Annotated in this window: 10 protein-coding genes and 3 tRNA genes; 6 read left to right on the top strand and 7 right to left on the bottom strand. The window is 63.8% G+C overall.

The features are described 5' to 3' along the window. Positions 1-55: 55 nt before the first annotated feature. Entirely contained in the window at positions 56-496 is a 441-nt protein-coding gene (locus ACO6D5_RS14080) for a GNAT family N-acetyltransferase (RefSeq protein WP_315527992.1), read from the bottom strand. Between the two features lie 61 nt (positions 497-557). Beyond that, positions 558-1,604 carry a tRNA 2-selenouridine(34) synthase MnmH gene (mnmH, locus tag ACO6D5_RS14075; RefSeq protein WP_485825726.1) on the bottom strand — a complete coding sequence of 349 codons (1,047 nt, stop codon included), beginning with the start codon at positions 1,602-1,604 and terminating at the stop codon, positions 558-560. A 109-nt stretch (positions 1,605-1,713) separates the two neighbouring features. Between mnmH and ACO6D5_RS14070 the strand changes: the two genes are divergently transcribed. Continuing rightward, positions 1,714-2,232, top strand: coding sequence for a DUF2199 domain-containing protein (locus tag ACO6D5_RS14070; RefSeq protein WP_485825725.1), 519 nt, complete (start codon positions 1,714-1,716; stop codon positions 2,230-2,232). A gap of 9 nt (positions 2,233-2,241) precedes the next feature. Continuing rightward, positions 2,242-3,045, top strand: a complete 804-nt coding sequence (locus ACO6D5_RS14065; protein ID WP_485825724.1) for an ankyrin repeat domain-containing protein — start codon at positions 2,242-2,244, stop codon at positions 3,043-3,045. Between the two features lie 51 nt (positions 3,046-3,096). Here ACO6D5_RS14065 and acpA read toward each other — a convergent pair whose 3' ends face one another. Further along, entirely contained in the window at positions 3,097-4,833 is a 1,737-nt protein-coding gene (acpA, locus tag ACO6D5_RS14060; RefSeq protein ID WP_485825723.1) for an acid phosphatase, read from the bottom strand. A 265-nt stretch (positions 4,834-5,098) separates the two neighbouring features. Here acpA and ACO6D5_RS14055 point away from each other — a divergent pair. Both ACO6D5_RS14055 and ACO6D5_RS14050 read left to right on the top strand, forming a co-directional pair. Then, positions 5,099-5,175, top strand: a tRNA-Arg gene (locus ACO6D5_RS14055). A gap of 125 nt (positions 5,176-5,300) precedes the next feature. Beyond that, a tRNA-Arg gene (locus tag ACO6D5_RS14050) sits at positions 5,301-5,377 on the top strand. A 140-nt stretch (positions 5,378-5,517) separates the two neighbouring features. On the opposite strand, the gene ACO6D5_RS14045 is transcribed toward ACO6D5_RS14050, so the two are convergent. Beyond that, positions 5,518-5,748 (bottom strand): DUF3079 domain-containing protein, encoded by a 231-nt coding sequence (locus ACO6D5_RS14045; RefSeq protein WP_315527985.1) that lies wholly within the window; start codon positions 5,746-5,748, stop codon positions 5,518-5,520. 185 nt (positions 5,749-5,933) lie between these two features. On the opposite strand from ACO6D5_RS14045, the gene ACO6D5_RS14040 reads away from it, so the two are divergent. Continuing rightward, positions 5,934-6,010: transfer RNA gene (locus ACO6D5_RS14040), tRNA-Arg, on the top strand. A gap of 217 nt (positions 6,011-6,227) precedes the next feature. Here ACO6D5_RS14040 and ACO6D5_RS14035 read toward each other — a convergent pair. Beyond that, entirely contained in the window at positions 6,228-6,824 is a 597-nt protein-coding gene (locus ACO6D5_RS14035) for a short chain dehydrogenase (RefSeq protein WP_485825722.1), read from the bottom strand. 145 nt (positions 6,825-6,969) lie between these two features. Between ACO6D5_RS14035 and ACO6D5_RS14030 the strand changes: the two genes are divergently transcribed. Continuing rightward, positions 6,970-7,854, top strand: a complete 885-nt coding sequence (locus ACO6D5_RS14030) for a LysR family transcriptional regulator (protein WP_485825721.1) — start codon at positions 6,970-6,972, stop codon at positions 7,852-7,854. A gap of 9 nt (positions 7,855-7,863) precedes the next feature. Here ACO6D5_RS14030 and ACO6D5_RS14025 read toward each other — a convergent pair whose 3' ends face one another. After that, a complete protein-coding gene (locus ACO6D5_RS14025; RefSeq protein WP_175216741.1) occupies positions 7,864-8,112 on the bottom strand; it encodes a hypothetical protein in 249 nt (82 codons plus the stop codon). Between the two features lie 94 nt (positions 8,113-8,206). Further along, the gene (locus ACO6D5_RS14020; RefSeq protein ID WP_315528118.1) at positions 8,207-8,806 is read right to left on the bottom strand and encodes a helix-turn-helix domain-containing protein; all 600 of its coding nucleotides are present in this window, start codon (positions 8,804-8,806) and stop codon (positions 8,207-8,209) included. Between the last annotated feature and the right edge of the window lie 143 nt (positions 8,807-8,949).

Raw genomic sequence — 8,949 nt, 5'->3', positions numbered from 1 at the left:
GAAAGTGATTGCGGGGTTTTTTCATGCGCGGCGGCCGGTTTCGGCTGGCTTTCCTTCAGGGCGCAAGCACCTTCTTCATCGAAGGCGCCGCATGCAGCTGATAGTTCTCCCGTTCGTAGAACGCGACGGCATCCGGCCGTGCATCGAGAAACACCGCCGTCATGCCACGAGCGCGCGCGTCGCGTTCAGCGTAGTCCATCAAGGCCCGGCCGGCGCCGCTGCCGCGCACGGCCGCGTCTACGACGAGGTCATCCACATGCAGGTGCGCGCCGCGCGCCAGCGTGTGTACGGGCCGCATGCCCAAGACCCCGATGATCTTTCCGTTCAGAAAAGCCGCGACAAGCTCGTAACCCGAATGCGATTGGCGGCGCGCCCGCGCCAGGAATTCGGCTTCGTCCAGGGATCGGAGCTGGGCGATCACGGGGTAGGCGTGGCCCCATTCTGCTGGCGTGAGCCGTCTGATATCCAGCAGGGTATTGCTGCGTGGTTCGGTCATGGTTGCCGGGTTCCTTATGCAAAAGATTGAGCGTCTTGCGGGCGTGGCGCCGTGGACAGGTTCACGCCAACGCCTTCAATAGCGCGCGGGCCTGTTCCACCCCATCCGCGTCGTTCGGCCGGAAATCCATCCGAGTGGCCTGCGGCAATTGCGTGAAGAGCGTGTGGCTGCTGCGCGCGTAGGCGGGGTCGTAATGGCGGTCGATGAGTTCGCGGGCCAGGTCGATGCGCCGGCCTTCGTCCACCAGCTTCAGCCAGCCGTTGATGACGTCGCGGCTGTGCAGTCCCAGCAGGCGTTGCAGTTGCGTCTTCAGCCAGTCCGGGTTTTCGAACAGTTGGGCGTAGTCCTGTTGCAGGAAGGCGGCGCGGTCCTCGCGCGTGGAGCGGACTTCGATGCAGGCGCCGCGGTGCATCGCTTGCAGCAGGGCGGGCGGCAGCGCTACCGAGCCGATCTTGCGGCTTTCCGCTTCGACGTAGACGGGCTGGGTGACGTCGATCGCCCGCAGGCGCGCGGCCAGCAGCGTGTCGAACCGCTTTTGCGAAGGTTGCGCGATGCCGGGCAGGGCGCCCAGCAGCGATCCGCGATGCGAGGCCAGCTGTTCCAGGTCCAGCGTCTGCGCGCCTGCCTGGTCCAGCGCGTTGAGCAGCCGCGTCTTGCCGCTGCCGGTGGGGCCGACCAGCACCACGCAGCGCAGCGCGGCGGGCAGCGCATCCAGCGCCGCCAGTGTGGCGCCGCGGTAGCTTTTGTAGCCGCCGTCCAATTGGCGGGCGCGCCAGCCGATCATATTGAACATGACCGTCATCGAGCCGGAGCGCTTGCCGCCGCGCCAGCAATACACCAGCGGGCGCCAACCCTGCGGCCGGTCGGCGAACGTGGTCTCCAGATGCCGCGCGATGTTGCGCGCCACGATGGCCGCGCCGGTGCGCGACGCTTCGAAGGGCGAGACCTGGCGGTACAGGGTGCCGACCTGCACGCGCTCTTCGTTGCTGAGCACGGGCGCGTTGATCGCGCCGGGGATATGGTCGTCGGCGTATTCCAGCGGCGAGCGCACATCGATGATTTCGTCGAAATCGGCCAGCTTGTCCAAGCTGGCGAGCAGGTGTTTCACGTCAGGAGCCGTTGTCGGGGATTTGATGGAGGGGAGGCGGTCCCTAGGATAAAGCTTTCCCGCCGCGCCGGTTGCTATTATCTGCGCATTCTCCCTGCCTGCCCGGAATATGGAATTCTCATTCAAATGCGCTTCGTGCGATCAGGTCCATCACGGCCTGCCCAGCTTTGGCGCCGACGCGCCTGAAAGCTATTACCGCCTTGCGCCGGAAGAGCGCCAGCAGCGCGGCGACCTGGGCAGCGACGACTGCGTGATCGACGAGGAGCATTTTTTCGTGCGGGGCTGCATCGAGCTGCCCATCCAGGGCCATCCCGAGCCTTTCGTGTGGGGCGTATGGGTATCGGTCAGCCTGGCCAGCTTCGAGACCTGGGTCCGCACGTTCGACGCGTCCGAACGCGCGCAAACGCCGCCGATGTTCGGCTGGCTGAATACGCAGCTGGCACCGTATCCGGATACGTTGAGCTTGAAGACGCACGTGCATTTGCGCGACGGCGGCGTCAGGCCATCGATTGAATTGGAGCCGACCAGCCACCCGCTTGCCGTCGAGCAACGCGAGGGCATCACGGTGGACCGGGTCGCGGAAATCTACGCGATGCTTGTGCACGGCACAGGCAACGCGCAAACCTAGGAGCCGCCTTTGAAGCCCAGCAAGATATTCGACGCCGCGCGTAGCGGCGATGTGAAAGGGGTGCAGGCTTGCCTGGACGCGGGCGCGGACCCGGCGGCCGTCGATGCGTATGGATTCACGGCATTGCAGCAGGCTGCGATGGGCGCCAATGACACGGAGATCCCGGACAACCTGCAAGTGCTCAAGCTGCTGATCGACGCCGGCAGTCCCTTGGAGTTCCAGCGTGAGGGGCGCACCGCGCTGTATCTGGCAGCCGAATTCGCTCCCAGTACCGATGCGGTGCAACTGCTGATCGACGCGGGCGCCCGCGCGGACATCCGCGATGCCCATGGCAACCACATCACCGTGAACGCGATGATGCCCGAGGTGCAGGAACTGCTGTCCACGCTGACCGGCGTGGCGCTGGAGGCGCCGGAGCCCGAGCCGGAACCGGTCAAGCTCAGCGCGGCGCAATGGCGCGACGCGCAGGCCCGGCTGGACGCGTTGTTCGCATCGTTGACGCATTCGGGGCTGGTGGCCCTCCAGGTTGCGGGCACCACGCAGTCGGATGGCTTTGCCGACTGCTCGGAGATCTTTCACGAGCGCGGCGGCGCAGCCGCCGGCCTGCATGGATTCTGCTTCTATACGCGCCAGGACCGCGACCGCGCCAAGAAGGCGGGGCGGATGGAACTGGCGTTCTGGGGCGCGCCGGAAGGCGCGGATGCCGATATGGTGAGGGTGGGGGAACTGATCGTGCGCGCCGCGGAGGCGGCCGGACTGCCCGCCGCATGGAACGGCAGCAGCGCACGGCGGTCCACGCTTACGCTTTTCTAAGTTGCCGAAGGCGGGCGACGGGTGTGCCGCGCCCGCCTTCACCAACAATGCTCAGGCGCTGAACGTCAGCGTATTGCTCAGGTCGCCCATGGGGTGCTGGCCGCGCGCCGACATCGCGTCATCGCGCGCCTTCAGGCCTTCCAGCATCGGCAGGTCGAACACGCGCGTCGCCAGACGCAGGATCGAACCCGTGTCGTACACCGTGTGGTCGACGGTGCCCTTCTTGGCAAACGGCGAGATCACCAGCGCGGGGATGCGCGTGCCCGGGCCCCAGCGATCGCCCTGCGGGGGCGCCACGTGGTCCCACCAGCCGCCGTTTTCATCGACGGTGACCACCACCACCATGTTCTCCCATTGCGCGCTCTTGCGCAGGCTGTCGACGATGTGGGCGATATGGCGGTCGCCCGAGTCCACGTCCGCATAGCCGGCGTGCATGTTCAGGTTGCCTTGCGGCTTGTAGAACGTCAGCGCGGGCAGCTTGCCGGCTTCGACGTCGGCCAGGAATTTGTTGGTGGACGACAGGTCGCCCAGCCCGCCGTCGCGCAGGTGCGCGCTGCGCGCGGCCGTGCCGGGTGCGGTGCTCTTGAAATAGTTGAAGGGCTGGTGATGCGCCTGGAAGTTCGGCGACGACGGAAAGCCCGTGTTGGCCGTGGAGTCCACGGCGGCTTGCCAGCCGCCCGCGTACCAGGCCCAGTCCAGCCCCTTGGCCGTCATCAGGTCGCCGATGTTGTTGTGGGTCTGCGGCACCATCGTTTGCGGATTGGTGGCGTCGGCCAGCGTCGGGTCAGTCGCGTCGCGGCTGAAAGACGGCCAGTAGGGCGGGGCCATGGTGTTCACGCCGTAACCGTCCGGCGTCAGCGCGCTGGCGCCGAATTGCGGAATGCCGGTCAAGGCGCTGGCGGGCGAGGCGGGCTTGGGCTGCAGGCGCGGGTCGGCGGGATCGGCGCTTTGCAGTTGCGCGATCTGGGTCTTGGCGACCGAGTCGGCCACGTCGGGATAGAAGGGCGGACGGCCTGCGACCAGATACTGATGGTTCAGGAACGAGCCGCCGAAGGCGCCCTGGAAGAAGTTGTCGCACAGCACGAATTCCTGGGCGAGCTTCCACAGGCGCAGGTTGTAGGCGGAATCGCTGTAGTGGCCCATGACCAGCGCGCCGGAGTCGGCCCACGCGACGAAGCGGTCGTTCTTGCCGCCGTTGATTTGCATCTGGTTCTGATAGAACACGTGCCACAGGTCGCGCGTGACGACGCCCTGGGGCAGCGGTTCGCCCTGCGGCCCCAGCAGCGCGAACGGCGCGTTGGGCAGGTTGTTCATGTAGGGCGCGGCCTGATCGACCTGGTACGTGATGTGGTTGGCCTGTTGCGACGTGGGCACCATGCCGTTCCACACGGGCGGCAGGACGGACAGCGGCGTGCCGTCGCGGTCGTTCTGCGCGTAGTCCGCTGCGGTCAATGCGGACAGCGGCTTTTCGACGCCGGGGAAATTGGCGAACAGGTTGTTGAAGCTGCGGTTCTCGGCAAAGATCACGACCACCGTTTTCACGTTGGCGCGCAATTGCTGCGTCAGATCCGGCGCGGGGATGGGCGTCGGCGTGGGGTCGGGCGTGGGCGTGGCGGGGCTGTCATCGTCGTCATCGCTTGAGCAACCGGACAGGGCGCCCATCGCCGCGGCGCTGGCGCCGAGTGCGGCGATGCCGGTCAGGAAGCCGCGGCGCGTGGGGCGCACGGGAGATTCCGCGTCCGTGGGAGCGGCGGACGGCGCGCCGGTGTTCTTTTCTTTGTCAGACATGAGGATGGACTCTTGAGCTTGCGGGTGACGTGGCGCACTGTCATTGCGCCGCGGGATCGCCGGATGACAGCCGGCATCGTTAACGGCCGCTAGGCTAAAGAGCCAAGGTTCTATCGGTGTGACCATCCGCTGTCAGAAAGCTGTACGCCATGCGCGGCAGTCAGCGGACGGGGGCGCGGCGCGGTGCGGGTCGATGTGAGATATTCCTGTCCCCGACTTGCACGTTTTCTGAAACAACGCTATTATTCAAGGCTTGCTTTTTGATGCGCCCGTAGCTCAGCTGGATAGAGTACCTGGCTACGAACCAGGGGGTCGTAGGTTCGAATCCTGCCGGGCGCGCCAAGTTTTCAGTACCCCACGTTCCACGTGAACGAAGGATGCGAAAAAACTTAAAAGAAAAAGCAAATAGGGGTAGCAGCAGCCCCAACGGCTTAATTATTCTGATATAATTTTGCCTCTTTGTCGGAGCGCCCGTAGCTCAGCTGGATAGAGTACCTGGCTACGAACCAGGGGGTCGTAGGTTCGAATCCTGCCGGGCGCGCCAAAGAAAGAAAATAGAAAGGCCTTTGATCTCGTATCGAAGGCCTTTTTGTTTTTCCGGCGCATGATAGGCGTGCGAATGGACATTCACCCGCCTGCTTGTGCCTGGATGTTGGAACTGCGATTCGAACTGCGCATTGAATGTCAGTTGTGCGGCGCGCGGGTGCTTGCAGTTTGCGCGCCGTGCCTTGCATCTTCAGTATCGTCGAATCCCCAATCCCCGACGCTTGCCCAATCGTCTCCAAGGAGTTCGATGGGGTGCATGGTGCGGTCGGAGCCGTTGCCGCAACTCATCGCGTCGGTTGGGCAATAGCGGTCGCAGCCCCAGCAGATGCGTTCGGGGTGCTTGGGATGCATCGGAAATTTCTTGGCCATGGTTTGCCGGCATGCGCGGTGGGGCAGGATTGGGTCCTGCGTTGCTGCAGGGTCAGCGTACCGCGCAGGGGCGGAGGCCATCGTTGATCTGGCGCAAAGCATCGCGGATCCTGGCAAACCGCATGTTTTCTTCACCCGATTTGCATGATGGTGTTTTTTCATGTTATAAACACGCCTCTTTCGGAGCGCCCGTAGCTCAGCTGGATAGAGTACCTGGCTACGAACCAGGGGGTCGTAGGTTCGAATCCTGCCGGGCGCGCCACCTTATTTTGAACACGCGGTATCAACGATGCCGCGGTTCAGCCGAAAGGCAAAAGCAATACAAAAAGCGGCTTGATGGTCATCCATCAAGCCGCTTTTCTTTTGTCCGGGCTACTGACTGCACCGCCGCCAAAGTCCGTTGCGGCAGCTCAACCTCGGATCACCGCATCCGGATCACCGCATCCGGATCACCAAAACCCGGATCACCAAAACCCGGATCACCACACCCGGATCACGCGCCCCGTCTGCGCGCCTTCGACGCTGCGGCTGTAGGCCAGGGCGACGCGGCTGGCGGGCGCGGCTTCGAAGCCGGGGAAGTAGGGGCCGTAGCTTTCCATCGACTCCTGCAGCACCGTCGGGCTGACCGAGTTGATGCGGATGCCTTGCAGTTCCACGGCCGCGCCGCGCACGAAACCGTCGATAGCGGAATTGACCGCCGAGGCGTTGGCGCCGAAGCGGATGGGCTCGTCGCTGACGATGCCGCTGGTAAGCGTGATGGAGCCCCCCGCGTTGACATAGTGCTGGCCGATCAGCGCAAGGTCCACCTGGCCCAGCAACTTGTCGTGCAAGCCGATCTTGAACTGGTCTGCCGTCATTTCAGAGAGCGGGCCGAAGTGCAGGGCGCCGGTCGTGGAGACGATGGCGTCCACCTTGCCCACGCGTTCGAACAGGCTGCGGATGCTGTCGCTGCGGGTGACGTCGACCTGGTACTGGCCTCGGGTCTTGCCCACGGCGATGATGTCGTGGCGTTGGCCGAGCTCTTCTGCGACCGCGCGGCCGATGGTGCCGGTGGCGCCGATAAGGATGATTTTCATAAGGGTCTCCCGGGGATTGCCCGAAATCTGTTGGCTTTTGGGGCGCACCGGCCCAGCGCCAGTGCATGCAAACATTCTCGCCGTTCGATTTCCATGGAAAAATCCAGGAATGGTGGAAACACTTCACACTCAGGGTGCGTAATTCATGGACCGGTTGCTCAGCATGGAAGTGTTCGTGGCGGTCGTGGAGCTGGGCAGCCTGACCGCGGCAGCGGGGCGGCACCAGATGTCGGCGGCCATGGCGGCCAAGCACGTCAAGGGCCTGGAGGCCCGCTTGGGGGTGCGCCTGATGAACCGCACCACGCGACGGCAAAGCCTGACCGAGGCGGGCCAGGCCTATTTCGCGCGCTGCAAGAGCATCCTGGCCGAGATCCGCGACGCCGAACAGGGCGCCGAAGCCTTGCGCCTGACGCCCAGGGGCCATCTGCGTATCACCTCGACCGTGACTTTCGGATCGTTTGCGTTGACGCCGGCCATTGCCGACTACCTGTCCATCTATCCCGATGTCAGCGTGGAACTGGTGCTTAGCGATGCCGTGGAAGACATCGTCGCGGCGCGCTATGACCTGGCGGTGCGTATCGGCGAGCCGGCGGATTCAGCGCTGGTCGCGCGTACGATCGGGCGCTACCAGATGATCATTTGCGCCGCGCCCGCGTATCTGGAGCGCTACGGCACGCCCGCCACGCCGGACGACCTGGCTCGGCATCAATGTCTGGATTTTTCCTATTGGAGCCGCCGCACCGGATGGCAGTTGAACAGCGGCGACGGCAATCAGGTGGGATATCCCACCGGCCGGTTCGTCTCGAACAATGGCCAGGCGCTGCGGCAGGCGGCGCTGGCGGGCTTTGGCGTGGTGCTGCAGCCCGAACTGCTGCTGGGCGAGGACGTGCGCGCGGGCAGGCTCGCGCCCATCTTGCAGCCCTACTGGCCCGCCGCGCGCCCGATCTCGCTGCTGTATCCCAAGGACAGGCAGGCGTTGCCCAAGCTCACGACCTTCGTGGACTTCCTGGTGGACCGATACACGCGGTAGGACACGGGTTCATCGCCGTCGTCGGTCGACCGCCGTCAGCGAGATGCCGTTTTTGAGCATCTCGTAGGCCTGGCCGCCTAGCCAGGTGACTTTTTCGCCGGAACTGGTCCGGCAGATGCAATGCATCTTCGGATCGAAGCGCGACGTCCCCAGCGCGGAATACGCGTCAAGGTCGGCCACGAAACGTTCAATGCGATACAGGGTGCCATCGGGGGACGTGACCAGCACATCCGTCAATCGTCTTGCGGTGCCGAGCATACTGCTTACCTCCTGCGCGGGGCCGTCTTTAACGCGGCGCCAAAGTCACGTGGACGTTCCATGTGTCGAAGCCGAGGGCAATCCCCTCGCTGCGCTACTGAAAACGTCCCCCTAACAATGAATCATCGAGTTGGTCGGGTGACACGCCCAATGCTTCCGAAACGCGATCCAGGATGACCTGGCGAGGCCGTGGACGCGGCCGTTCCAATTCAATGTAGATAGAGTGATCCACGCCAAGCCGGGCAGCCATATCGGCAGTGCTGATATTGAGGTGCTCGCGCCAGGCGCGTATCAAGCTCCAATCGTTGCCGGTTTTTAGATTGACGACAGCTAGTGGTAAATGGGCGTGCTCCGCAGTCAGTTTCTTGTGCGGGGCCGCCCTGTATGCATCCGGCCCACTTCGCTTGGCGGCGCCGCTTCTGCGGGATTCGCCTCGGGGCGTCGTGATATCGGATTCGGCGGTGTATATCGCACCGCCGTTAGTCTGACGATACTGGTTATTTCCTATCCAGGAAAGCGTTTCACCGTTATCAAGCATGCACTCGCAATCCAGGTGGTAATTGCTGGGAACGCTCTCAAGTTTGGCAATGGTTTCGGTGGTCGTGGCATGGCGCACCACACGATGCAAGACACCGTCTGATGAGCGCACAAAAACATCGGGAAGTCTCCAGGAAAAAGGGATGATGCTCTCCACGGCCGAAACAGCTTGCGCCACTGTAATCCGGTGGCGAAGCGGTGAGATTTGGGGTTTCCCCTCTACTGCTGCACAACCTTGTTTCTACCCCACATCGGCCCTAAAGATCTTCACAAATGTTCACCAGACATGACGCGATCAAC

The organism is Achromobacter sp., from assembly GCF_057314935.1.
This window is presented reverse-complemented; position numbering and strand designations above follow the sequence as displayed.

Bases quoted from the DNA above. Each gene is read 5' to 3' on its own strand.
- ACO6D5_RS14080 (WP_315527992.1), bottom strand. From the start codon at position 496: ATGACCGAACCACGCAGCAATACCCTGCTGGATATCAGACGGCTCACG.
- ACO6D5_RS14070 (WP_485825725.1), top strand. From the start codon at position 1,714: ATGGAATTCTCATTCAAATGCGCTTCGTGCGATCAGGTCCATCACGGC.
- acpA (WP_485825723.1), bottom strand. From the start codon at position 4,833: ATGTCTGACAAAGAAAAGAACACCGGCGCGCCGTCCGCCGCTCCCACG.
- ACO6D5_RS14045 (WP_315527985.1), bottom strand. From the start codon at position 5,748: ATGGCCAAGAAATTTCCGATGCATCCCAAGCACCCCGAACGCATCTGC.
- ACO6D5_RS14035 (WP_485825722.1), bottom strand. From the start codon at position 6,824: ATGAAAATCATCCTTATCGGCGCCACCGGCACCATCGGCCGCGCGGTC.
- ACO6D5_RS14030 (WP_485825721.1), top strand. From the start codon at position 6,970: ATGGACCGGTTGCTCAGCATGGAAGTGTTCGTGGCGGTCGTGGAGCTG.
- ACO6D5_RS14025 (WP_175216741.1), bottom strand. From the start codon at position 8,112: ATGCTCGGCACCGCAAGACGATTGACGGATGTGCTGGTCACGTCCCCC.